General features: G+C 53.0%; 18 protein-coding genes, 1 tRNA gene and 3 rRNA genes. 14 read left to right on the plus strand and 8 right to left on the minus strand.

What is annotated here, in order from left to right; all coding sequences use genetic code 11:
- Nucleotides 1–38 precede the first annotated feature (38 nt).
- The 6 genes from clpB to ABGB15_RS06090 all read left to right on the plus strand — a co-directional run bounded on the left by clpB (nt 39) and on the right by ABGB15_RS06090 (nt 9,510).
- The gene (gene clpB / locus ABGB15_RS06065; protein ID WP_215722682.1) at nt 39–2,612 is read left to right on the plus strand and encodes an ATP-dependent chaperone ClpB; all 2,574 of its coding nucleotides are present in this window, start codon (nt 39–41) and stop codon (nt 2,610–2,612) included.
- Nucleotides 2,613–3,038: 426 nt separating this feature from the next.
- Nucleotides 3,039–4,580 (plus strand): 16S ribosomal RNA (locus tag ABGB15_RS06070).
- 84 nt (nt 4,581–4,664) lie between these two features.
- Nucleotides 4,665–4,740 (plus strand) — tRNA-Glu (locus ABGB15_RS06075).
- A gap of 183 nt (nt 4,741–4,923) precedes the next feature.
- Nucleotides 4,924–7,829: ribosomal RNA gene (locus ABGB15_RS06080) — 23S ribosomal RNA — on the plus strand.
- A 69-nt stretch (nt 7,830–7,898) separates the two neighbouring features.
- Nucleotides 7,899–8,014, plus strand: a 5S ribosomal RNA gene (gene rrf, locus ABGB15_RS06085).
- The 16S, 23S and 5S rRNA genes sit together here with 1 tRNA gene alongside, the layout of an rRNA operon.
- A 200-nt stretch (nt 8,015–8,214) precedes the next feature.
- A complete protein-coding gene (locus ABGB15_RS06090) occupies nt 8,215–9,510 on the plus strand; it encodes an MFS transporter (RefSeq protein WP_152081899.1) in 1,296 nt (431 codons plus the stop codon).
- On the opposite strand, the gene ABGB15_RS06095 is transcribed toward ABGB15_RS06090, so the two are convergent.
- The 5 genes from ABGB15_RS06095 to trxC form a co-directional block, all read right to left on the minus strand.
- Nucleotides 9,507–9,830 (minus strand): YfiM family lipoprotein, encoded by a 324-nt coding sequence (locus tag ABGB15_RS06095; protein ID WP_152081898.1) that lies wholly within the window; start codon nt 9,828–9,830, stop codon nt 9,507–9,509. The genes ABGB15_RS06090 and ABGB15_RS06095 overlap by 4 nt on opposite strands.
- Nucleotides 9,831–9,878: 48 nt before the next feature.
- The gene (gene pssA / locus ABGB15_RS06100; RefSeq protein ID WP_152084405.1) at nt 9,879–11,234 is read right to left on the minus strand and encodes a CDP-diacylglycerol--serine O-phosphatidyltransferase; all 1,356 of its coding nucleotides are present in this window, start codon (nt 11,232–11,234) and stop codon (nt 9,879–9,881) included.
- Between the two features lie 110 nt (nt 11,235–11,344).
- Nucleotides 11,345–14,008: a protein lysine acetyltransferase gene (pat, locus tag ABGB15_RS06105; protein ID WP_369064144.1), complete on the minus strand. Its 2,664-nt coding sequence runs from the start codon at nt 14,006–14,008 to the stop codon at nt 11,345–11,347.
- 35 nt (nt 14,009–14,043) lie between these two features.
- Nucleotides 14,044–14,742, minus strand: coding sequence for a tRNA-uridine aminocarboxypropyltransferase (gene tapT, locus ABGB15_RS06110; RefSeq protein WP_152081896.1), 699 nt, complete (start codon nt 14,740–14,742; stop codon nt 14,044–14,046).
- Between the two features lie 69 nt (nt 14,743–14,811).
- A complete protein-coding gene (gene trxC, locus ABGB15_RS06115) occupies nt 14,812–15,231 on the minus strand; it encodes a thioredoxin TrxC (RefSeq protein WP_152081895.1) in 420 nt (139 codons plus the stop codon).
- A gap of 204 nt (nt 15,232–15,435) precedes the next feature.
- Between trxC and ABGB15_RS06120 the strand changes: the two genes are divergently transcribed.
- Nucleotides 15,436–16,521: a tRNA/rRNA methyltransferase gene (locus tag ABGB15_RS06120; RefSeq protein WP_215723675.1), complete on the plus strand. Its 1,086-nt coding sequence runs from the start codon at nt 15,436–15,438 to the stop codon at nt 16,519–16,521.
- Nucleotides 16,522–16,563: 42 nt separating this feature from the next.
- On the opposite strand, the gene ung is transcribed toward ABGB15_RS06120, so the two are convergent.
- Nucleotides 16,564–17,253, minus strand: coding sequence for a uracil-DNA glycosylase (ung, locus tag ABGB15_RS06125; protein ID WP_152081893.1), 690 nt, complete (start codon nt 17,251–17,253; stop codon nt 16,564–16,566).
- Between the two features lie 313 nt (nt 17,254–17,566).
- Between ung and grcA the strand changes: the two genes are divergently transcribed.
- Nucleotides 17,567–17,950 (plus strand): autonomous glycyl radical cofactor GrcA, encoded by a 384-nt coding sequence (gene grcA / locus ABGB15_RS06130; RefSeq protein WP_008502190.1) that lies wholly within the window; start codon nt 17,567–17,569, stop codon nt 17,948–17,950.
- Between the two features lie 55 nt (nt 17,951–18,005).
- Here grcA and srmB read toward each other — a convergent pair whose 3' ends face one another.
- Nucleotides 18,006–19,334, minus strand: a complete 1,329-nt coding sequence (gene srmB / locus ABGB15_RS06135; RefSeq protein ID WP_215723674.1) for an ATP-dependent RNA helicase SrmB — start codon at nt 19,332–19,334, stop codon at nt 18,006–18,008.
- Between the two features lie 132 nt (nt 19,335–19,466).
- On the opposite strand from srmB, the gene ABGB15_RS06140 reads away from it, so the two are divergent.
- On the plus strand, nt 19,467–20,204 hold the full coding sequence (locus ABGB15_RS06140; protein WP_152081891.1) for a tRNA1(Val) (adenine(37)-N6)-methyltransferase: 738 nt from the start codon (nt 19,467–19,469) through the stop codon (nt 20,202–20,204).
- Here ABGB15_RS06140 and nadB read toward each other — a convergent pair.
- Complete coding sequence (nadB, locus tag ABGB15_RS06145) at nt 20,189–21,808, minus strand: L-aspartate oxidase (RefSeq protein WP_152081890.1); 1,620 nt, start codon at nt 21,806–21,808, stop codon at nt 20,189–20,191. The two genes, ABGB15_RS06140 and nadB, sit on opposite strands and share 16 nt — an antisense overlap.
- Nucleotides 21,809–22,153: 345 nt before the next feature.
- Between nadB and rseD the strand changes: the two genes are divergently transcribed.
- Genes rseD through rseC form a run of 5 tightly spaced genes read left to right on the plus strand, consistent with a single transcriptional unit; the run spans nt 22,154 to nt 24,917 of the window.
- Nucleotides 22,154–22,237, plus strand: a complete 84-nt coding sequence (gene rseD / locus ABGB15_RS06150; RefSeq protein ID WP_232623276.1) for a rpoE leader peptide RseD — start codon at nt 22,154–22,156, stop codon at nt 22,235–22,237.
- Nucleotides 22,234–22,809, plus strand: coding sequence for an RNA polymerase sigma factor RpoE (gene rpoE, locus ABGB15_RS06155; RefSeq protein WP_006176728.1), 576 nt, complete (start codon nt 22,234–22,236; stop codon nt 22,807–22,809). Before rseD ends, rpoE begins: the two co-directional genes overlap by 4 nt.
- 31 nt (nt 22,810–22,840) lie before the next feature.
- Nucleotides 22,841–23,491 (plus strand): anti-sigma-E factor RseA, encoded by a 651-nt coding sequence (rseA, locus tag ABGB15_RS06160; protein ID WP_152081889.1) that lies wholly within the window; start codon nt 22,841–22,843, stop codon nt 23,489–23,491.
- Nucleotides 23,491–24,444 carry a sigma-E factor regulatory protein RseB gene (gene rseB / locus ABGB15_RS06165; RefSeq protein WP_152081888.1) on the plus strand — a complete coding sequence of 318 codons (954 nt, stop codon included), beginning with the start codon at nt 23,491–23,493 and terminating at the stop codon, nt 24,442–24,444. The genes rseA and rseB overlap by 1 nt, the downstream gene beginning before the upstream one ends.
- A complete protein-coding gene (gene rseC, locus ABGB15_RS06170) occupies nt 24,441–24,917 on the plus strand; it encodes a SoxR-reducing system protein RseC (protein WP_215723673.1) in 477 nt (158 codons plus the stop codon). Before rseB ends, rseC begins: the two co-directional genes overlap by 4 nt.
- Nucleotides 24,918–24,975: the final 58 nt, after the last annotated feature.

Genomic DNA, 24,975 nt, shown 5'->3' on the forward strand with positions numbered 1-24,975 from the left:
ATCTCCAGTAGCAAATTTGACCTGTTATGGGAGGAGTTATGCGTCTGGATCGTCTTACTAATAAATTCCAGCTTGCTCTTGCCGATGCCCAGTCTCTTGCACTGGGGCACGACAACCAATTCATCGAACCTCTTCATTTAATGAGCGCCTTGCTGAATCAGGAAGGGGGATCGGTACGTCCATTATTAACCTCTGCTGGCATTAATGCTGGCCAGCTACGCACCGCCATTGACCAGGCGCTGAGCCGTTTACCGCAGGTAGAAGGGACTGGCGGCGACGTTCAGCCATCTCAGGAGCTGGTGCGTGTGCTGAACCTTTGCGACAAGCTGGCGCAAAAACGTGGGGATAACTTTATTTCGTCAGAGCTGTTTGTTCTGGCGGCGCTTGAATCACGCGGTACTTTGACCGACCTGCTGAAAACTGCCGGCGCAACCACCGCCAATGTGACCCAGGCGATTGAGCAAATGCGCGGAGGTGAAAGCGTGAACGATCAGGGAGCCGAAGACCAACGTCAGGCTTTGAAGAAGTTTACGGTCGATCTGACCGAACGTGCTGAGCAGGGCAAACTTGACCCGGTTATCGGCCGTGATGAAGAGATCCGCCGTACTATCCAGGTACTGCAACGTCGTACCAAAAACAACCCGGTGCTGATTGGTGAACCTGGTGTTGGTAAAACCGCCATCGTTGAAGGGCTGGCACAGCGTATCGTAAACGGCGAAGTGCCGGAAGGGCTGAAAGGCCGTCGCGTGCTGGCGCTGGATATGGGCGCGCTGGTGGCTGGTGCGAAATACCGCGGTGAGTTCGAAGAGCGCCTGAAAGGTGTGCTCAACGACCTGGCGAAGCAGGAAGGCAACGTCATCCTGTTTATCGACGAACTGCACACCATGGTGGGTGCGGGTAAAGCGGACGGCGCGATGGACGCCGGGAACATGCTGAAACCTGCTTTAGCGCGTGGTGAGCTTCACTGCGTCGGTGCGACAACGCTGGATGAGTACCGTCAGTACATTGAAAAAGATGCTGCGCTGGAACGTCGTTTCCAGAAAGTGTTTGTTGCTGAGCCAAGCGTTGAAGATACCATCGCGATCCTGCGTGGTTTGAAAGAACGCTATGAGCTGCACCATCATGTGCAGATTACTGACCCGGCCATCGTTGCGGCGGCGACGCTTTCGCATCGTTATATCGCTGACCGTCAGCTGCCGGATAAAGCGATTGACCTGATTGATGAAGCGGCATCGAGCATTCGTATGCAGATTGACTCGAAACCGGAAGAGCTGGACCGACTTGACCGTCGTATCATTCAGCTCAAGCTGGAACAGCAGGCGCTGAAAAAAGAGTCTGATGAAGCGAGTAAGAAACGCCTCGATATGCTTAACGAGGAGCTGGAAGATAAAGAGCGTCAGTATTCCGAGTTAGAAGAAGAGTGGAAAGCGGAGAAAGCGTCACTTTCTGGTACCCAGACAATCAAGGCCGAACTGGAGCAGGCAAAAATTGCCATCGAGCAGGCTCGCCGCGTCGGTGACCTGGCACGGATGTCTGAGCTTCAGTACGGCAAAATCCCTGAACTGGAAAAACAGCTTGAAATCGCCACGCAGTCGGAAGGCAAAACGATGCGTCTGTTGCGTAATAAAGTGACGGATGCGGAAATTGCCGAAGTGCTGGCGCGCTGGACCGGTATTCCTGTAGCGCGCATGCTGGAAGGTGAACGCGAAAAACTGCTGCGTATGGAGCAGGATCTGCATAACCGCGTGATTGGCCAGAACGAGGCGGTTGAAGCGGTCTCGAATGCTATTCGTCGTAGCCGTGCAGGATTGTCCGATCCAAATCGTCCAATCGGTTCGTTCCTGTTCCTCGGACCAACCGGTGTCGGTAAAACCGAACTGTGTAAAGCGCTGGCTAACTTTATGTTCGATAGCGATGACGCGATGGTGCGTATCGACATGTCCGAGTTTATGGAGAAACACTCCGTCTCGCGTCTGGTCGGTGCGCCTCCGGGATATGTCGGTTATGAAGAAGGCGGTTATCTGACTGAAGCGGTTCGCCGTCGTCCTTATTCCGTTATCCTGCTGGATGAGGTGGAAAAAGCGCACCCTGATGTGTTCAACATCCTGCTTCAGGTTCTGGATGATGGTCGTCTGACCGACGGGCAGGGGAGAACGGTCGACTTCCGTAATACGGTTGTCATCATGACCTCGAACCTGGGTTCCGATTTGATTCAGGAACGCTTCGGTGAGCTGGATTATGGACATATGAAGGATCTGGTTATGGGAGTTGTCAGCCATAGCTTCCGTCCGGAATTCATCAACCGTATTGATGAAGTGGTGGTGTTCCATCCTCTGGGTGAGAAACACATTGCGTCGATTGCCCAGATCCAGCTGCAGCGTCTGTACAAACGTCTGGAAGAGCGTGGATATGAAATTCACATCTCCGACGATGCGCTGAAACTGCTGAGCGAGAATGGGTACGATCCGGTTTACGGGGCGCGTCCATTGAAACGTGCTATCCAGCAGCAGATTGAAAACCCGCTGGCGCAGCAGATCCTTTCCGGAGAGCTGATTCCAGGAAAAGTTATTCGTCTGGAAGCCAACGACGATCGCATTGTAGCAGTGCAGTAAGTCACAAAACGCAAAAACGGGCCGCTTGCGGCTCGTTTTTGTTTAAAAACCAGGCGAAAATGAAGGTCTGGGTAACGATTTGCCTGGAAAGTGAGCGGTCAGTAAATAATTTTCACTTTATCCTTGCAGCTTCAAAATTACCCCCTATAATGCGCCTCCACTGACACGGAACAACGGCACACACGCCGCCGGGTCAGCAGGGAAAAGCGAAATAAACGCTTGACTCTGAAGCGGGAAAGCGTAATATGCACACCCCGCGCCGCTGCGAAAGCGAGGCGGCACTGCTCTTTAACAATTTATCAGACAATCTGTGTGGGCACTCAAAGTGACATGGATTCTTAACGTCCTCGGACGAAAAATGAATACCAAGTCTCTGAGTGAACATACGTAATTCATTACGAAGTTTAATTCACGAGCATCAAACTTAAATTGAAGAGTTTGATCATGGCTCAGATTGAACGCTGGCGGCAGGCCTAACACATGCAAGTCGAGCGGCAGCGGAAAGTAGCTTGCTACTTTGCCGGCGAGCGGCGGACGGGTGAGTAATGTCTGGGAAACTGCCTGATGGAGGGGGATAACTACTGGAAACGGTAGCTAATACCGCATAATGTCGCAAGACCAAAGAGGGGGACCTTCGGGCCTCTTGCCATCAGATGTGCCCAGATGGGATTAGCTGGTAGGTGGGGTAACGGCTCACCTAGGCGACGATCCCTAGCTGGTCTGAGAGGATGACCAGCCACACTGGAACTGAGACACGGTCCAGACTCCTACGGGAGGCAGCAGTGGGGAATATTGCACAATGGGCGCAAGCCTGATGCAGCCATGCCGCGTGTATGAAGAAGGCCTTCGGGTTGTAAAGTACTTTCAGCGGGGAGGAAGGTGTTGTGGTTAATAACCACAGCAATTGACGTTACCCGCAGAAGAAGCACCGGCTAACTCCGTGCCAGCAGCCGCGGTAATACGGAGGGTGCAAGCGTTAATCGGAATTACTGGGCGTAAAGCGCACGCAGGCGGTCTGTCAAGTCGGATGTGAAATCCCCGGGCTCAACCTGGGAACTGCATTCGAAACTGGCAGGCTGGAGTCTTGTAGAGGGGGGTAGAATTCCAGGTGTAGCGGTGAAATGCGTAGAGATCTGGAGGAATACCGGTGGCGAAGGCGGCCCCCTGGACAAAGACTGACGCTCAGGTGCGAAAGCGTGGGGAGCAAACAGGATTAGATACCCTGGTAGTCCACGCCGTAAACGATGTCGACTTGGAGGTTGTGCCCTTGAGGCGTGGCTTCCGGAGCTAACGCGTTAAGTCGACCGCCTGGGGAGTACGGCCGCAAGGTTAAAACTCAAATGAATTGACGGGGGCCCGCACAAGCGGTGGAGCATGTGGTTTAATTCGATGCAACGCGAAGAACCTTACCTGGTCTTGACATCCACGGAAGTTTTCAGAGATGAGAATGTGCCTTCGGGAACCGTGAGACAGGTGCTGCATGGCTGTCGTCAGCTCGTGTTGTGAAATGTTGGGTTAAGTCCCGCAACGAGCGCAACCCTTATCCTTTGTTGCCAGCGGTTAGGCCGGGAACTCAAAGGAGACTGCCAGTGATAAACTGGAGGAAGGTGGGGATGACGTCAAGTCATCATGGCCCTTACGACCAGGGCTACACACGTGCTACAATGGCGCATACAAAGAGAAGCGACCCTGCGAGGGCAAGCGGACCTCATAAAGTGCGTCGTAGTCCGGATTGGAGTCTGCAACTCGACTCCATGAAGTCGGAATCGCTAGTAATCGTGGATCAGAATGCCACGGTGAATACGTTCCCGGGCCTTGTACACACCGCCCGTCACACCATGGGAGTGGGTTGCAAAAGAAGTAGGTAGCTTAACCTTCGGGAGGGCGCTTACCACTTTGTGATTCATGACTGGGGTGAAGTCGTAACAAGGTAACCGTAGGGGAACCTGCGGTTGGATCACCTCCTTACCTTAAAGAACCTGCCTTTGTAGTGCTCACACAGATTGTCTGATGAAAAGTAAACAGCAAGGCGTCTTGCGATTGAGACTGTACGTCCCCTTCGTCTAGAGGCCCAGGACACCGCCCTTTCACGGCGGTAACAGGGGTTCGAATCCCCTAGGGGACGCCACTTGCTGGTTTGTGAGTGAAAGTCACCGACACCTGTATCTCAAAACTGACTTGCGAGTCATGTTTGAGATATTTGCTCTTTAAAAATCTGGATCAAGCTGAAAATTGAAACGACACACAGTTAATGGTGTGTTCGAGTCTCTCAAATTTTCGCAATCAGAAGTGAAACATCTTCGGGTTGTGAGGTTAAGCGACCAAGCGTACACGGTGGATGCCCTGGCAGTCAGAGGCGATGAAGGACGTGCTAATCTGCGAAAAGCGCCGGCGAGGTGATATGAACCCTTGACCCGGCGATGTCCGAATGGGGAAACCCAGTGTGATCCGTCACACTATCGTTAACTGAATACATAGGTTAACGAGGCGAACCGGGGGAACTGAAACATCTAAGTACCCCGAGGAAAAGAAATCAACCGAGATTCCCCCAGTAGCGGCGAGCGAACGGGGAGCAGCCCGGAGTCTGAATCAGCGTGTGTGTTAGTGGAACGGTCTGGAAAGTCCGACGGTACAGGGTGATAGTCCCGTACACGAAAATGCACATGCTGTGAACTCGAAGAGTAGGGCGGGACACGTGGTATCCTGTCTGAATATGGGGGGACCATCCTCCAAGGCTAAATACTCCTGACTGACCGATAGTGAACCAGTACCGTGAGGGAAAGGCGAAAAGAACCCCGGCGAGGGGAGTGAAAAAGAACCTGAAACCGTGTACGTACAAGCAGTGGGAGCCTCTTTATGGGGTGACTGCGTACCTTTTGTATAATGGGTCAGCGACTTATATTCTGTAGCAAGGTTAACCGAATAGGGGAGCCGCAGGGAAACCGAGTCTTAACTGGGCGTTAAGTTGCAGGGTATAGACCCGAAACCCGGTGATCTAGCCATGGGCAGGTTGAAGGTTGGGTAACACTAACTGGAGGACCGAACCGACTAATGTTGAAAAATTAGCGGATGACCTGTGGCTGGGGGTGAAAGGCCAATCAAACCGGGAGATAGCTGGTTCTCCCCGAAAGCTATTTAGGTAGCGCCTCGTGAACTCATCTTCGGGGGTAGAGCACTGTTTCGGCTAGGGGGCCATCCCGGCTTACCAACCCGATGCAAACTACGAATACCGGAGAATGTTATCACGGGAGACACACGGCGGGTGCTAACGTCCGTCGTGAAGAGGGAAACAACCCAGACCGCCAGCTAAGGTCCCAAAGTCATGGTTAAGTGGGAAACGATGTGGGAAGGCACAGACAGCCAGGATGTTGGCTTAGAAGCAGCCATCATTTAAAGAAAGCGTAATAGCTCACTGGTCGAGTCGGCCTGCGCGGAAGATGTAACGGGGCTAAACCATGCACCGAAGCTGCGGCAGCGACACTTAGGTGTTGTTGGGTAGGGGAGCGTTCTGTAAGCCGTTGAAGGTGGCCTGTGAGGGCTGCTGGAGGTATCAGAAGTGCGAATGCTGACATAAGTAACGATAAAGCGGGTGAAAAGCCCGCTCGCCGGAAGACCAAGGGTTCCTGTCCAACGTTAATCGGGGCAGGGTGAGTCGACCCCTAAGGCGAGGCCGAAAGGCGTAGTCGATGGGAAACAGGTTAATATTCCTGTACTTGGTGTTACTGCGAAGGGGGGACGGAGAAGGCTATGTCGGCCGGGCGACGGTTGTCCCGGTTTAAGCATGTAGGCGGAGGTTCCAGGTAAATCCGGTACCTTTTTAACGCTGAGGTGTGATGACGAGGCACTACGGTGCTGAAGTGACAAATGCCCTGCTTCCAGGAAAAGCCTCTAAGCATCAGGTAACACGAAATCGTACCCCAAACCGACACAGGTGGTCAGGTAGAGAATACCAAGGCGCTTGAGAGAACTCGGGTGAAGGAACTAGGCAAAATGGTGCCGTAACTTCGGGAGAAGGCACGCTGATATGTAGGTGAAGCCCCTGCGGGTGGAGCTGAAATCAGTCGAAGATACCAGCTGGCTGCAACTGTTTATTAAAAACACAGCACTGTGCAAACACGAAAGTGGACGTATACGGTGTGACGCCTGCCCGGTGCCGGAAGGTTAATTGATGGGGTTAGCGGCAACGCGAAGCTCTTGATCGAAGCCCCGGTAAACGGCGGCCGTAACTATAACGGTCCTAAGGTAGCGAAATTCCTTGTCGGGTAAGTTCCGACCTGCACGAATGGCGTAATGATGGCCAGGCTGTCTCCACCCGAGACTCAGTGAAATTGAACTCGCTGTGAAGATGCAGTGTACCCGCGGCAAGACGGAAAGACCCCGTGAACCTTTACTATAGCTTGACACTGAACACTGGTCCTTGATGTGTAGGATAGGTGGGAGGCTTTGAAGCGTGGACGCCAGTCTGCGTGGAGCCGCCCTTGAAATACCACCCTTTAATGGCTGGTGTTCTAACGTGGACCCGTAATCCGGGTTGCGGACAGTGTCTGGTGGGTAGTTTGACTGGGGCGGTCTCCTCCCAAAGAGTAACGGAGGAGCACGAAGGTCAGCTAATCCTGGTCGGACATCAGGAGGTTAGTGCAATGGCATAAGCTGGCTTGACTGCGAGCGTGACGGCGCGAGCAGGTGCGAAAGCAGGTCATAGTGATCCGGTGGTTCTGAATGGAAGGGCCATCGCTCAACGGATAAAAGGTACTCCGGGGATAACAGGCTGATACCGCCCAAGAGTTCATATCGACGGCGGTGTTTGGCACCTCGATGTCGGCTCATCACATCCTGGGGCTGAAGTAGGTCCCAAGGGTATGGCTGTTCGCCATTTAAAGTGGTACGCGAGCTGGGTTTAGAACGTCGTGAGACAGTTCGGTCCCTATCTGCCGTGGGCGCTGGAGAACTGAGGGGGGCTGCTCCTAGTACGAGAGGACCGGAGTGGACGCATCACTGGTGTTCGGGTTGTCATGCCAATGGCACTGCCCGGTAGCTAAATGCGGAAGAGATAAGTGCTGAAAGCATCTAAGCACGAAACTTGCCCCGAGATGAGTTCTCCCTGACTCCTTGAGAGTCCTGAAGGAACGTTGAAGACGACGACGTTGATAGGTCGGGTGTGTAAGCGCAGCGATGCGTTGAGCTAACCGATACTAATGAACCGTGAGGCTTAACCTTACAACGCCGAAGGTGTTTTGGCGGTGAGAGACATGATATTTTCAGCCTGATACAGATTAACAGAATTTGCCTGGCGGCTGTAGCGCGGTGGTCCCACCTGACCCCATGCCGAACTCAGAAGTGAAACGCCGTAGCGCCGATGGTAGTGTGGGGTCTCCCCATGCGAGAGTAGGGAACTGCCAGGCATCAATCAAGAAGAACCCCGTACCGTAAGGTGCGGGGTTTTTTGCTTTTATGGCCCTTCTCCGAATCCCTTATCCTGCTAATGAAATATGTGATCCTGATCTCAATGTCGATTATAACAAAATTATAACATTTCATTTACGAAGCAATTGAGCCCTCTATGGCTCAGCACGCCGTTTTTTATGGCAGGAGCATCATCACAATGACAGAAAGTATTACAACACACGGGACACTGGTTAACAGTGATACCCGTAGAAGGGTATGGGCAATCATCAGTGCCTCTTCAGGGAACCTGGTTGAATGGTTCGACTTCTATGTTTATTCATTTTGTTCACTCTATTTCGCCCATATTTTTTTCCCATCAGGAAACACGACAACGCAACTTTTGCAAACGGCAGGGGTTTTTGCCGCAGGTTTCTTAATGCGTCCTATTGGTGGCTGGATGTTCGGGCGCATTGCCGATCGTCGCGGACGTAAAGCCTCCATGCTGATCTCGGTCTGTATGATGTGCTTCGGTTCTCTGGTGATCGCTTGTTTACCGGGCTACGACGCCATCGGTACATGGGCACCCGCTCTGCTTTTACTGGCTCGTTTGTTCCAGGGACTGTCAGTTGGTGGAGAGTACGGCACCAGCGCTACTTACATGAGTGAAATTGCACTGGAAGGGCGTAAAGGTTTTTACGCCTCCTTCCAGTATGTCACGCTCATAGGGGGTCAGTTGTTAGCCATCCTTGTTGTGGTGATCCTTCAGCAGATCCTGACAGACGATCAACTCCACAGTTGGGGATGGCGTATCCCTTTTGCAATGGGAGCCGTACTGGCGATCGTTGCGCTCTGGTTGCGTCGCCAGCTAGATGAAACCTCCCGAAAGGAGGTCAGGACGCTGAAGGAAGCAGGGACATTCAAAGGGCTCTGGCGTAACCGCAAAGCCTTTCTGATGGTGCTTGGCTTCACAGCAGGCGGTTCTCTCAGTTTTTATACTTTCACCACCTATATGCAAAAATATCTGGTGAACACGACGGGAATGCACGCTAACGTCGCCAGTGTGGTGATGACGGTGGCTCTGTTCGTCTTTATGCTCATACAACCTCTTATTGGTGCACTTTCCGATAAAATCGGCCGACGAACGTCAATGCTGATTTTTGGTGGATTGTCCGCGTTATGTACCGTACCCATTTTGTCCGCGCTTCAACACGTCTCTTCACCGTATGCAGCATTTGCGCTGGTGATGGTAGCGATGGTGATTGTCAGTTTCTACACGTCTATCAGTGGGATACTGAAAGCAGAGATGTTCCCGGCACAGGTTCGTGCCCTCGGTGTGGGTCTTTCTTACGCGGTAGCGAATGCGTTGTTTGGCGGGTCTGCAGAGTACGTTGCGCTGTCACTTAAATCATGGGGTAGCGAAACGACTTTCTTCTGGTATGTCAGCGTGATGGGCGCTCTGGCATTTATTGTTTCCCTGATGCTGCATCGCAAGGGCAAAGGCATCCGTCTTTAATAATGCGCCAGCTGCCACACGGCGTAGCCGGTCGTTGCACCGGCTACGTCCCACGCAAAATCTTTCCAGCTCCAGCCACTCCCCGCCGGGCGGCTGTCCCAAAATTCTTTGGAAGCGCCAAGGCTGACAGAGAACATAAAGCCGATAGCCGCGCTGCGATCCCGATTATAGCCCTGGCGTTGAGCTACTTCATTACCGGCAGCGGAAAGCATTGCAGAAGCAATAAAGTGTTGGGCTTTATCCTGACCAGACCAGCTATCGTTTGCCATATGGCTGCAGCCATTCAGACAAAGGGTTGTCAGCAGGAGATAAATACGCATCACAACAGGCTCCATAAAAAAAGCCCTGTCGTCGGCAGGGCCTGAGCGTTACAAAATGCGGCTGATAAGGCGGTCAATACGGATGCGGCGTAAGCGTCGAATAAGTTTTCGGACTTTCACCGGATAATCAGCAATGCTCTGAAGATCGCGATAATGCTGAACCACAGTCGTATGAGTGCGAATAAGCTCCAACTCACGCTCGCGTTTTGCGGCTAATTCATGCTGCGGATCGTGGATCAGGATGGCATTTTCCAGGTCCAGACGCCATGCGCGAGGGTTCAGGTTATTGCCGGTCAGCAGCATCCACTCGTCATCAACCCACATGCCTTTGAGATGGTAGCTGTTATCTTCATCTTTCCAGAGACGAACAATCAGCTGATCAGTATTCACGTAATACTGTAAACGGCTCAGGAAACGACGCAGGTTGATCTCGTAAAGATAAGGTAACGCGCCGATGATTTTGAAGGGCTGATCTTCCGGAATGAAGAAGTCGTTTGCCGTTTTATCACCAACGATGATCTCCACTTTTTTACCATTGCGCAGCAGTTGAATGATATTACGCACCAGCACAGCAGGAAGGTTGAAGTACGGCGTACAGATCGTGAGCTTCTGTTCCGCGCATGGCATCAAATGGAAGATTGTTTTGTTCAGCAGGCTTGATTTGCCTAACCCTACCAGAGGCGTAACGGATAACTCTTCGTTATTAGCGTTACCCTGGAAATGATAGACCGCGTCGCGTAATTCCTGACGGAAAGAGCGGACATCATTTTTAATTTCCGGGCTTTTGGGACGATGAAGATCGTCAAGACGGTTAACTCCGCGACCGTGTACCAGATTCTTATCAACCCAGTTAAACATAATGTCCGCCATCTGAGGATTGCGAATCAGGTGGTAGCGGTCGTAGCGGTATTTATCAAGCTGATGCAGGTAAACATCATTAATGCTCGCGCCACTATAAAGGACGCTGTCATCGATGATGAACCCTTTGAAATGCAGTACGCCGAGCGCTTCACGGGTATTTACCGGGACGCCGTAAACCGGAATATCGACACCAGGGTTCTCCTGAGCCGTGCGGCAATACCAGTCAGCATTTGTGTTTGAGGCGGCAGCGCCGATGCGGCCACGCTGTGCACGGTGCCAGTCAACCAGCACGCGAACATCCAGTTCCGGACGCTGACGTTTAGCTTCATAGAGCGCATTCAGAATTGCACGCCCACCTTCATCTTGTTCAAGATACAGTGCCACAATGCAAATGCGTCGCGTGGCGCTGGCAATCTTTTCCAGAAGCGTCTCCCGAAAATGCGCGGGGGCGTAAAAGAACTCTACATCATCAACTGACTGAGAAATCTTCGGTAGTTGAGCAAGGTGTTGTTGATGTTTATTACGCTTAAATTTTGACAACATCACAGTGCGTTTCTTCTCTGTTCATTGAAGGGTTGTCTGTACCATGCAAACAACATAAGCGGACAATGATACCACCAGTGCCGTCCAAAGTGGTTAACATTTCCAGTAGCTTACTCTTGTTTATCCGATGATGTCAGGTTGAGAGACAGGGAAACGATGCCTTCATCCAACTGGATATCAACGTCAAAACCGAGTTTTCGCGCCAGGGTTACCATGCCCCGATTGTTTGGCATAGTAATGCCATTCAGGCGCAATAATCCGTGATCGCGCGTATAACTGATGAGTTTCTCCAGCAGTCGTCTGCCCAGACCAAGACCTTTGAGATCGGAACGCACCAGCACCGCAAACTCCGCATCCACGTTATCCGGGTCAGAAATCGCGCGCGTCACGCCGAGGATTTCGTCCCCCTGATCTGAACGACGAACGGCCACAAACGCCATTTCACGATCGTAGTCGATCTGGGTCATATTGGCTAAATCATCGTGAGTAAATTCATTGATTTCGCTGAAGTAGCGATAGTAAAGATCTTCTTTGGTGACCTGCGAGATAAACATCCGCAGCTGCGGTTCATCTTCCGGCAGGATAGGGCGAAACAGCGCCCGTTCGCCATTTTTCATCTCAACCCATTCTTCAAGACGCAGAGGATAAGGACGGATGGCAAGGCGACTTTCCCTGTCCCCTTCGAAAGGCGCAATATCCAGCGTAACGTCCAGTGCCGTAAACTCATTGCCGGAAGCGAGCAGCGGGTGAATATCCAGTCGCTTTATCTCGGCGCAATCAATTATCAGGTTAGAAACCTGCACCAGGAACTGGCTTAACCCGGCAATATCGAGCGGGCGCAGGGCGCTACGGCCACGGATCTTTTTACTCTTGATAGCCTGGATAATCAGATAGCGCGCCAGGTTCATGTTAAGCGGGGGCAGCGCTACAACCGCCTGTTCCTCAGGCTGCCATTCGACGCCGCCTTCACCGAGCATGATGAGCGGGCCAAAGACCGGATCATGTTCTACAACCACCCGGAGTTCCTGCGCGCCTGCACGGTTCGCCATGCTTTGCACCAGTAACCCGTGGATTCTGGCCTGTGGCCAGGTCATTTTGACGCGATCGATAATAGCGTCAGCCGCTTGCTGTACTTCAGCTGCAGTACGCAGATACAGCATCACGCCCTGAACATCCGACTTATGCGGGATATCCGGCGAACGAAGTTTCAGCGCAACCGGATAGCCAATTTGCTCTGCGATATGAACCGCCTCGGCGCTGTCGCTGGCAATCCAGGTCGGAAGCGTTTGCATCCCATAGCACCCAAGAATGGGTTGTACCTCGTGCGTATCCAGCGAGGTTGCGCCTTCTTCAATTGCCTGCTGCAACAGTCTGTGCACATCCACTGACCTGGCTGTCAGGTTACCGGGTAGGGCAGGCGTTTCACGCAGCTGTTTCTGGTTACGGCGGTACTCCACCATATGCATAAACGCGGTAATGGTGCCCTCCGGCGTACGGTATGTCGGTAGTCCGGCTTCACTGAACAGGCGGCGAGCCTCCTGCGAGGAAAATTCACCGCACCAGTTGGTTAACAGTGTTACATATTTACCGCGAGGATGGTTGCGTACTGCCTCAATGAGCGCGCGCGCGCTTTCACTGCCTGGCGCAACCGCGCTGGGCGAATGGATGATCATCAGCGCATCGAAATCCTGGCTGTCCAGCAAAATGGAAATTGCCTTAATGTAGCGCTCGCTGCTTGCATCATCGCGCAAATCGAGCGGGTTGCCGGGAGAAACGCTGGTCGGTAGCGCCTCACGCAGACGCTGGAGTGTCTCCTCACCCAATGTCGCCAGTTTCCCGTTGCGTAACCACAGCTCATCCAGCGCCAGTGCGGCGGGAGCGGCACCGTTACTTACAATCATTAACTTCTCGCCGCGTAACGGGCGCATATGGCTTAACGTCTCGACGGCGGAAAAGAGCTCATGGGTATCCTGTACACGCAGTAAACCAGCACGCTGTATCGCCGCATCCCAGGCAGGGTCCATGCCCGAATGGGAGTGCAACAGACGCTGTGCCGCAGGGCTGCGGCCGCTTTTAATGACCAGAATAGGTTTATTGCGGGATGCACTACGTGCGGCTGTCACAAAACGGCGCGCATCACTTAAATGCTCAAGGTAGAGCAGGATAGCGCTGGTTTTGCTGTCACGAGCCAGAAAATCCAGCAGCTCATCAACGTCGATATCCAGGCTGTCACCCAGGGCGATAAAGTAGGAAAATCCCATCTCACGCTGTTGTGCCCAGTCGAGGATCGTATTTGATACCGCTGCTGACTGAGAAATAAAAGCGAGTTTGCCTTTGCTGATCGGCACCGGGGAGAAACTGGCATTCAGCCCTTGCCAGGGAGCAAGCAGCCCCAGGCTGTTTGGGCCAAGGATGCGCATTTGATAACGACTGGCGCAGGCAAGAAGCTCAGGCTGCTGTTCAGGCGGAGACGAGAGAATAATGCAGGTTTTGCATCCTTTCTGACCAAGCGACTCCAGTAATTCCAGATTTCGTTTCGCATGCGTACACAAGACGGCGAGATCCGGCACGAAAGGCAGGCTTTGTACGTCTGGCCATGCCAGCACGCCCAGCACGGCCTTGTAAGCGGGCGTAACGGGTAGCACAGGGCCATTAAATCCACCCGCCAGCAGGTTACGCATCATCAGATAACCTGCGCGATCCGGTTTCATTGAGGCACCGATAACGGCAATGGATTTAGGGCGTAGTAGCGCTTCTAACCCTCGCTGGCTCATGCAGACCTCCTGTGGATGCAAGCGACCTGATGATTTTAAACGCTTTCTGCCTCTGCTGCTGTGACGCTGCCCTTATGAACGGTTTTTCCCGCCAGGTAGCGCTCGCGAAAACAGGAAAAATGCGCCCCCAGTGCGCGGGCCGCCGCAGTATCTCCTGCCAGATCCAGCAATGCAATCGCCACTTCCGCGGTGCAATATTGCCCGTCAGCATGGGCTTCACGCAGGCGATAGGCCGAAACGCGCGAGAGATCGACGGAAATGACCGGAAGGGCGTCGAGGTAAGGGCTTTTGCGGAACATTTTTCTGGCTTCGGTCCAGGTGCCGTCCAGCATAATAAACAATGGCGGTTTACCTGACGGCGGCGCAGAAAGGACCTGACGATTTTCACCGGCATAGGAGGCAGGAAAAACGACCATCGGTTGATAAGCCGGGTTTGCGACTAAATCGAGCAATGCCTGAGGTGGCTCCGTGCGTGACCACTGGAACGCGGCGGTATCTGGCAGAATATCGGCGATAAGACGCCCCGTGTTGCTGGGTTTCATCGGCTCGGTATCGAACATGACCAAACAAAAACGGCTCTCCGCTGTACTCGGGGCAAGCGTCTCGCAGAGGCAGACCTTAAGCGGCAGCAGACAGCGTTGACAGCGGCGAATACGATTGCCACGGGCAAGAAACGGGCGCGTAGAGCGTGCAAGGCGTTCGGCGCGTAATTGAAGAACAGCGTTATCAGTCATGGGCGAAATACAGAGAAAACCCTATTTTCGCAGAGGCAGGTACGGGGCACAAGGTGTGCCCCACGATTGTTACAATGACTCGTTTAACCAGCTTTCAAAAGGCGCTTTTGGCACCGCGCCGTTGAGCATGTCGATAACCTCGCCATTTTTAAAAATCATAATGGTCGGGATACTGCGAATACGAAAACGTGCGCTCAGCTCGCGTTCGGCTTCGGTGTTCACCTTAACGAAGCGCATTTTTCCGCTGCGCTCTTCTGCCACATCTTCAAAAATTGGTGCGAAGTTGCGGCAAGGGCCACACCAGGGTGCCCAGAAATCAACAACCACCGGAAGATCGTCCTTGAGGAGTTTGTCCAGCGTAGCACCCGTCGCATTAATCACATCGCCATCAAATAATTCATGGCCACAACGCCCGCATTTCGCTCCATCATCCATCCGATCGTCCGGGATGCGATTAAGAGCCTGACAGTTGGCACATACGGTATTCATAACTAACCTCTGATAGAGCCGTGGGACAGCGGCAGAATGCCGGTAATGTTTCTGATATGTTACATATTATCGGCGAGCTTGTTTGAAACGACAATGCGTTTTATTCAATGAGAACAATAGTCACAGGCTTTTGTACGAAATTATGGCTATGAGCTTGCACATCGGGTAATCTGCGCGCTTCGCGCAGCGCTGGTGGAGAAAAGCATGAACGACGAAATGAAAAACAAAAGCGGCAAGGTCAAAGTGATGTATGTCCGCAGTGATGATGACTCTGATAAACGCACCCAAAATCCGCGTACCGGAAAAGGTGGCGGGCGTCCGGCGTCTTCTCGTGCAGACGGTGGCCGTCGCCCCGCCCGCGATGACAGAAATAACCGCGGTGATGACCGCAAACGTGATGACCGTAAGCGTGACGATCGCAAACGCGACGATTTCTCACGAGACGGAATGTCTCCGTGGCGTACCGTTTCTCGCGCACCTGGCGATGAGACGCCGGAGAAACCCGATCACGGCGGGATCAGCGGTAAAAGTTTTATCGACCCGGAAGTTCTGCGCCGTCAGCGTGCAGAAGAGACCCGCGTGTATGGTGAGAACGCTTGCCAGGCCCTGTTCCAGAGTCGCCCGGAGTGTATCGTTCGCGCATGGTTTATCCAGAGCGTCACTCCGCGCTTTAAAGAAGCGCTGCGGTGGATGGCCGCGAACCGCAAAGCCTACCACGTGGTTGATGATGCCGAGCTGACGAAAGCCTCCGGTACGGAACACCACGGCGGCGTCTGCTTCCTGATCAAAAAACGTAACGGGACTACCGTTCAGCAGTGGGTGAGCCAGGCGGATGCTGATGACTGTGTGCTGGCGCTGGAAGACGTGGGTAACCCGCATAACCTGGGCGCGATGATGCGTAGCTGCGCGCACTTTGGCGTGAAAGGTGTACTGCTGCAGGATGCCGCGCTGCTGGAATCCGGTGCTGCGATCCGTACTGCGGAAGGTGGAGCCGAGCATGTCCAGCCGATCACGGGCGACAGCGTGCTGGATGCCATTGAGCAGTTCCGTAAAGCGGGCTATTCCATTGTGACCACCTCCAGCCATGCCGGTACGCCGCTGTTTAAAGCGACGCTGCCACGTAAAATGGTGCTGGTATTAGGTCAGGAACGCGATGGTCTGTCAGATGCGGCGCTCTCCAGTGCGGATCTGAGCGTCTCTATCGACGGGACAGGCAACGTTGAAAGCCTGAATGTATCCGTTGCGACCGGCGTACTGCTGGCGGAATGGTGGCGACAGAATAAAGCATAATTTATGTGCATCTGTATGCCCGGTTCTCCGGGCATACAAAAATTACTCGCTTTCTGCCGGTAGCACAGGCATCCAGTCAATCGGCGTTTCGCCGCGTTTTTCCAGCCATTCATTCGCCAGAACAAAATGGTTACAGCCAAAGAAACCGCGATGTGCAGACAGTGGCGATGGGTGTGGCGCTTTCAGTACGTGGTGGCGCTGACGGTCAATAATCGCCCCTTTCTTCTGCGCATGCGATCCCCACAGCAAAAACACCACGCCTTCGCGATGCGCATTGATAAGGCTGATAACTTTATCCGTAAACGTTTCCCATCCCAGGCTGGCGTGGGAGTGCGCCTGCCCGGCGCGAACGGTCAGAACGGTGTTCAGTAACAGCACACCCTGGCGCGCCCAGCTTTCAAGATAACCGTGGTTCGGACGAGTAAATCCGGGCAAGGAATTTTCCAGCTCTTTATACATGTTCAAGAGAGAAGGAGGAATGGCAATGCCCGGACGCACTGAGAATGCCAGACCGTGCGCCTGGCCGGGGCCGTGGTAGGGATCTTGTCCCAGGATAACCACTTTCACATCACCCAGTTCGGTATAACGAAATGCGTTGAAAACATCTTTCTGTGGCGGGTAGATCGTCTGGCCAGACTGCCGCTCGGCAGCAACCGTGCTAAGCGTATTGATAAAGTAAGGCTGCTGTTTTTCGTCGGCCAGCACATCGTGCCATGTTAAAGGTGTCGTCATCTCGCTCTCCTGCGAATCTCATCTGCGCCTAGCTTAACCGTTAAATCCCGATGAGCAAAATTCCGTCCGGAAATTTTGTCTAACCTCTTAAATTTTATTTGAAAAGATACAGCCTTGTTTGAGCTGGCTTATGATCAAAATTGATCTAAAACAATAAAATCAAACCACAATGTTTGTGTGGTTGGTGTTTTTGTTGATTTAAGTCAATAAAGCGCCGGGGTGTGAATGATATATATACACGCAAGAAACAATGGTTTTACCAATTGGCCGCGAGAGGCCGACACCCGTTAATGTAGCCTAAGGGAGGCAACACATGATTACAGGTATCCAGATTACTAAAGCTGCAAATGACGATCTGCTCAACTCTTTCTGGCTGCTGGACAGCGAGAAAAACGAAGCGCGCTGTGTTGTAGCGAAAGCAGGTTTTGCTGAAGATGAAATCGTTCCGGTGAGCAAACTGGGCGAAATCGAATATCGTGAAATCCCAATGGAAGTGAAACCGGAAGTGCGCGTGGAAGGGGGTCAGCACCTGAACGTAAACGTCCTGCGCCGCGAAACGCTGATGGATGCCGTTGAGCACCCAGAAAAATACCCGCAGCTGACCATTCGTGTTTCTGGCTATGCGGTTCGCTTCAACTCTCTGACCCCGGAACAGCAGCGCGACGTTATCGCGCGTACGTTTACTGAAAGCCTGTAAGGGTTTTTAGCCACGGGGGTGGAATAAAAAAGCCGGGGAATTCCCCGGCTTTTTTTTACTCTTCAGTTTTCGTCTCTGGTGCCGCTGAACTTGGCTTACGACGCTTACCAATATTTTTGGTATCGCGGTGGCGCTGCTTCACGCGCGGCTTCTCTTTTTCTTTCTCTTTTCTCTCAGCGCGTTTCGCGAGTGCTTTTTTAGACGGTTTGCCCGTCATTTTTTCACTCGGTGCACGCGTGGTCGGGCGCAGGCCATCAATAATGCGGGACTTCAGCGGCTCGTCAACATAGCGGCCAATTTTCTGTAACAGCAGGTGGTCGTGGGCTTCCACCAGAGAAATCGCTGTGCCTTTGCGTCCGGCACGGCCAGTACGACCAATGCGGTGCAGGTAGGTATCTCCACTGCGCGGCATATCGAAGTTAATCACGTGGCTTACGTCGGGAATGTCGATCCCACGCGCCGCGACGTCTGTTGCAACCAGAACATTCACCCGACCATCGGTCAGACGCTTAATGCCTTCGGTACGCTTAACCTGCGCCATCTCGCCTTCGAGGTAGCAGTTGTTGATCCCGGCGTTACGCAGCATCTCAGCCAGCTCGTGCACACGCTCACGCTTACGCACAAACACGATGGTGCGGGTCGCGTCTTCCTGCTTCAGCAGGTGCTTGAGCAACTCAACCTTGTGTTCAAGGTTATCTGCACGGTAGTACCACTGGTGGATCTTTTTACGCTCACGCGTTGACGGCGTGGCGGAGACTTCCGCCGGATCTTCCAGCAGACGCTCAGCAAAGTCTTTGATCGCATCCCCTTCCAGGGTTGCAGAGAACAGCATCGTCTGGTTACGCCAGCGCGTTTCACCGGCAATATGTTCAATATCCTGTGCGAAGCCCATGTCCAGCATGCGGTCGGCTTCGTCGAGGATCAGCGTTTCAACCGCGCGGCAGTCGAAGTTCTCTTCTTTAATGTACTGCAGCAGGCGGCCCGTCGTTGCAACGACGATGTCCTGGTTTTCGCTGAACACTTCGGCGTGGTTCATATACGCAACACCGCCTGTTATGGTGGCGATATCCAGATGAGTATTCGCCGCCAGTTCGCGTGCGTGCTCGGCAACCTGCATTGCCAGCTCACGCGTCGGCGTCAGGATCAAAATGCGTGGTGGGCCTGATTTTTTACGTGGAAAATCGAGCAGATGCTGCAACACAGGCAGCAAGTAGGCTGCTGTTTTCCCCGTGCCGGTTGGCGCAGAACCGAGCACATCGCGGCCCTCAAGCGCAGGCGGAATGGCCGCGGCCTGAATGGCGGTCGGGCGTGTAAAGCCTTTGCTCTCAAGTGCTTTGAGCAGGCTTTCATCGAGTTCAAGTTCGGAAAAAGTCGTTACAGTCATGTTCTACCTCTGTGTGGGGCGCTGATTATAGACGTTACGGCTGTAATCTTCATCTGTTTGTATGGATATCGCTTTGCGACCACTTCGCTTTCCCCTATGCTACTCCAGTTTCACTTAGAAGGTTGCCCCGACATGTCTCAACTCAAAGCGCAATTGCGCCGCGATGGTTTCACCTTTAAACAGTTCTTTATTGCTCACGATCGCTGTGCGATGAAAGTCGGCACAGACGGTATTTTACTGGGTGCATGGGCACCTGTCGCAGGTGTTAAGCGAATTCTTGATATTGGCACCGGCAGCGGTCTGCTGGCGTTGATGCTGGCGCAACGCACGGAAGCGCATGTCACGATTGATGCGGTCGAGCTGGATGTGCAGGCGGCAGGGCAGGCGAGTGAAAATGCAGCCGAATCCCCGTGGGCGGACCGCGTCAGGGTAGCATGTGCCGATATACTGGAGTGGGCACCAGAGCAGACGGCGCGTTACGATCTTATCGTCAGTAACCCACCTTATTATGAACCCGGCGTGGAGTGCGGTACGCCGGAGCGTGAGCAGGCCCGTTATACCGGTTCGCTCGATCATAAGGCGCTGTTAACCAGTGCGGCAGAGTTAATTTCAGAAGAAGGTTTTTTCTGCGTTGTCCTGCCGGAAAGTACCGGTAATAACTTTATTGATCGCGCACGAGAGATCGGCTGGAATTTACGTTTGCGTACCGATATTTCAGATACCGAAGGGCGTTTGCCGCACCGTGTTTTGCTGGCACTCTCCCCGAAAGAGGGGGAATGTTTCAATGACAGGATGGTGATCCGTGGGCCAGACCAGCGTTACTCTGAAGATTACACTGCTCTGACCCAGGCGTTTTATCTGTTTATGTGAACCAGCGGGGACAATACCGACGGGCCGGATTCGGCCAGCTGGTCAGGGTAGTCCAGCGTATAGTGCAGACCACGGCTCTCTTTACGCATCATCGCACAGCGAACAATCAGCTCGGCAACCTGCACCAGGTTGCGCAGCTCCAGCAGGTTATTGGAAACGCGGAAGTTTGCGTAATATTCATCAATCTCCTGCTGCAGCATTGTAATTCGGCGTAACGCGCGCTCAAGCCGCTTTGTCGTCCGTACAATCCCCACGTAGTCCCACATGAAAAGTCTCAGCTCATGCCAGTTGTGCTGGATAACCACCAGTTCGTCCGGATTCTCCACGCGGCTCTCATCCCAGGCAGGCAAACTTTCTGTTTTGCGGGCATAAGGCATGCGTTTACTAATATCTTCCGCAGCAGACCACCCGTATACCAGACACTCCAGCAGGGAATTCGATGCCATGCGGTTAGCGCCGTGTAATCCGGTATAACTCACCTCACCGATGGCATACAGGCCATCCACGTCGGTACGGCCATAATCGTCAACCATCACGCCGCCACAGGTATAATGCGCGGCTGGTACAATGGGGACCGGATCGCGAGTCAGATCAATTCCCAGGCTCAGCAATTTTTCGTAAATCATCGGGAAATGCTGGCGAATAAACTCAGCCGGTTTATGGCTGATATCCAGATACATGCAGTCCACGCCAAGACGTTTCATCTCATGATCGATAGCACGGGCAACGATATCGCGCGGCGCAAGTTCGCCTCTGGCGTCAAAGTCCGGCATAAAGCGGGAACCGTCAGGGCGTTTCAGATAAGCGCCTTCTCCACGCAGGGCCTCGGTGAGTAAGAAGTTACGCGCCTGAGGATGGAACAGTGCCGTCGGGTGGAACTGATTAAACTCCAGATTTGCCACGCGACAACCGGCGCGCCAGGCCATTGCGATACCATCACCGGAGGCAATGTCCGGGTTCGTGGTGTACTGGTACACCTTGGAGGCTCCACCTGTAGCCAACACAACCGCGTTTGCCCGGCAGGTTTCCACCTTCTCTTTATTACGATTCCACACCCACGCCCCCACCACGCGGCGTGTTCCGGGCAGGCCAATTTTATCGGAGATAATCAGATCAACCGCATTACTGCGTTCAAGTACCCGAATATTGGGATGGCTCATCGCTTTACTGACCAGCGTGGTTTCAACCGCTTTTCCGGTGGCATCGGCAGCGTGCAGGATGCGGCGATGGCTGTGTCCACCTTCACGGGTAAGGTGATAACTTTCTTCACCGTTGGGTTGAACCTGCGTATCGAATAACACACCCTGGTCGATAAGCCACTGGACGCAGTGTCGGGCATTACTGGCGACGAATTCTGCGGCATGTTCATCCACGATCCCGGCACCGGCAATCAGGGTATCTTCAACGTGTGAGGCAATGCTGTCTGTTTCATCAAACACGGCGGCAATACCGCCTTGTGCATAGAAGGTAGAACCTTCGCTCATTGGCCCTTTACTCAGCACGATCACGTTCTGGTGTTCGGCCAGGCGCAGGGCAAGGGAGAGGCCAGCAGCACCGCTGCCGATGATCAGTACATCACAATGAAGTTCTGGCGTTGTGTTCATGATGTTTGTTTAATTTACTAAACAGTGTTTGCTCAGAATAGCATTATGACGGGAGATATCGCACGTTTTTTTTAAATGGAGTTATGGTGGCTAAACTCAACGCGAGAGGTAAATAAGAGGTAAATGAACGAAAATATTTTGCGAAGCAGATCGTTAGCTTCAGATTTTGTGGTGAAATAAAGGCTGTGTTGCGTTACTCTTCTGACGGTAAAAAGGCTGATTCTTGCCAGAAAGTGCTTACGTATCGTGAACAGACTTATAATGAGAGAAAATGAACGGTCTGCGGCGCGATGAACAAAAACAAAGGCGTGACGGAACTTATTGAAGAACAGACACTCTAAGTCGATGCTTGCTCAAGGTGCAGTGTTTTTAGAGTGGCGTTTCGATAACGCGTGGAATTTAGGTTTGGGGAGACATTACCTCGGATGAGCGAGCAGTTAACGGACCAGGTCCTGGTTGAACGGGTCCAGAAGGGGGATCAGAAAGCCTTTAACCTACTGGTGGTGCGCTACCAGCATAAGGTGGCAAGTCTGGTTTCCCGCTATGTACCGTCAGGAGATGTTCCTGATGTCGTACAAGAGTCTTTTATTAAGGCCTATCGTGCGCTGGATTCATTCCGGGGAGATAGTGCTTTTTATACCTGGCTGTATCGTATTGCAGTGAATACAGCAAAGAATTATCTGGTTGCTCAGGGCCGTCGTCCGCCTTCAAGTGATGTGGACGCTATCGACGCCGAAAACTTTGAAAGTGGCGGTGCGTTGAAAGAAATTTCGAACCCTGAGAACTTAATGTTGTCAGAAGAACTGAGACAAATCGTTTTTCGCACGATCGAGTCACTCCCGGAAGATTTACGCATGGCAATTACGCTTCGGGAGCTTGATGGTCTGAGCTATGAAGAGATAGCCGCTATCATGGATTGCCCGGTCGGTACGGTACGTTCACGAATATTCCGTGCGCGAGAAGCTATTGATAATAAAGTTCAACCGCTTATCAGGCGTTGACGATAGCGGGATACTGGAAAAGGTATTAGGCATGCAGAAAGAAAAACTTTCCGCTTTAATGGATGGGGAAACGCTGGATAGTGAGCTGCTCAATGAGCTGTCTCATTCTCCCGAAATGCAAGAGACCTGGGAGAGCTATCATCTCATCCGTGACACCCTGCGCGGTGATACCAGCGAGGTTCTCCATTTCGATATCTCAGCACGCGTGATGGCGGCTATTGAGAACGAGCCTGTTCATCAGACCACTCCGCTGATTCCTGAAGCTCAGCCCGCGCCTCATCAGTGGCAGAAAATGCCGTTCTGGAAAAAGGTGCGTCCGTGGGCCAGCCAGCTTACCCAAATGGGTGTCGCTGCCTGTGTATCGCTTGCAGTTATCGTTGGCGTCCAGCACTATAACACTCAGTCTGAAGCCAATCAGCAGCCTGAAGCGCCGGTGTTTAATACACTGCCGATGATGGGCAAAGCCAGCCCGGTAAGCCTGGGCGTTCCGGCAGATGCCTCCGCAAGTGGCGGACAGCAACAGCAGGTACAGGAGCAGCGCCGTCGCATCAATGCGATGTTGCAGGATTATGAGTTGCAGCGTCGTCTGCACTCCGAACAGCTTCAGTTTGAGCAGGCACAAACCCAGCAGGCTGCTGTGCAGGTGCCTGGAAACCAAACTTTAGGAACGCAATCGCAGTAATGAAGCAACTTTGGTTCGCCATGTCTTTGATGGCGGGTAGCCTGTTCTTCTCTGCCAACGCCTCGGCTGATGTTTCATCCGGGGCGTTGTTGCAGCAAATGAATCTGGCCAGCCAGTCACTCAATTACGAGTTGGCATTTATCAGCATCAATAAGCAGGGTGTCGAGTCGTTACGCTATCGCCATGCCCGTCTTGATAACCAGCCACTCGCCCAGCTTTTACAGATGGATGGTCCGCGTCGTGAAGTGGTTCAGCGTGGCAACGAAATTAGCTACTTCGAGCCAGGCCTGGAGCCTTTCACGCTGAATGGCGACTATATCGTTGATTCCCTGCCGTCGCTCATCTATACCGACTTTAAGCGCCTTGCACCTTACTATGATTTTATCTCCGTGGGACGCACGCGTATTGCGGACAGACTGTGTGAAGTGATCCGCGTAGTCGCCCGCGACGGCACGCGTTACAGCTATATTGTCTGGATTGATGCGGAGACCCGTCTGCCAATGCGCGTTGACCTGCTCGATCGCGACGGTGAGACGCTGGAACAATTCCGCGTAATCTCCTTCAGCGTTAACAACCAGGTGGGTAACAGCATGCAGAATCTGGCCAAAGCCAGCCTGCCTCCACTGCTTTCCGTACCTGCCGGTGATTCTGTGAATTTCAGTTGGGTGCCTTCCTGGATACCGCAAGGTTTTAGCGAAGTCTCCAGCAGTCGTCGCCAGCTACCGACCATCGAAACGCCTGTTGAATCACGTCTCTATTCCGATGGTCTGTTCAGTTTCTCGGTGAACATTAACCGCGCAACGGCGAACAGTTCTGAACAAATGCTCCGTACCGGACGCCGGACGGTCAGCACTACGGTACGTGACAACGCTGAGATCACCATTGTCGGTGAGTTACCGCCACAAACGGCGAAGCGTATTTCTGACAGCATTAAATTCAGGGCCGCACAATGATTAAAGAGTGGGCCACGGTGGTATCGTGGCAGGATGGCATTGCGCTTGTCAGTTGCGATGTTAAAGCATCATGCAATAGCTGCGCGTCCAGAGCGGGTTGCGGTAGCCGCGTGTTGAACAAGCTGGGGCCACAAACCTCGCACACGATCTCTGTCCCAAGCGAGCAACCGCTGGTGGAAGGGCAGAAAGTCGAGCTGGGGATTGCGGAAGGTAGCCTGCTCAGTTCCGCCATGCTGGTTTATCTCTCTCCGCTGGTGGGCCTGTTTGTGATGGGCGGCGTGTTCCAGATGCTGTTCGGCACCGATGTAGCTGCTATGTGCGGTGCTGCATTGGGGGGTACAGGCGGATTTTGGCTCGCCAAAGGCCTCTCTCCGAAGCTGGCCGCCCGTGAAGAGTGGCAGCCTGTTATCCTTAGCGTTGCGCTGGCACCAGACCAGCTTCGTGTAGAAACGCTCTCTTCTGAGGCCCGGTGATCCACCGGGCTTTATCATTATTTACATCTCAAAAATGAAAACGCCGTTTCTTCACGCT

The sequence above is a fragment of the Enterobacter sp. MALB-1 genome, assembly GCF_041021625.1.
GTDB classification, from domain to species: Bacteria; Pseudomonadota; Gammaproteobacteria; order Enterobacterales; family Enterobacteriaceae; genus Enterobacter; species Enterobacter oligotrophicus.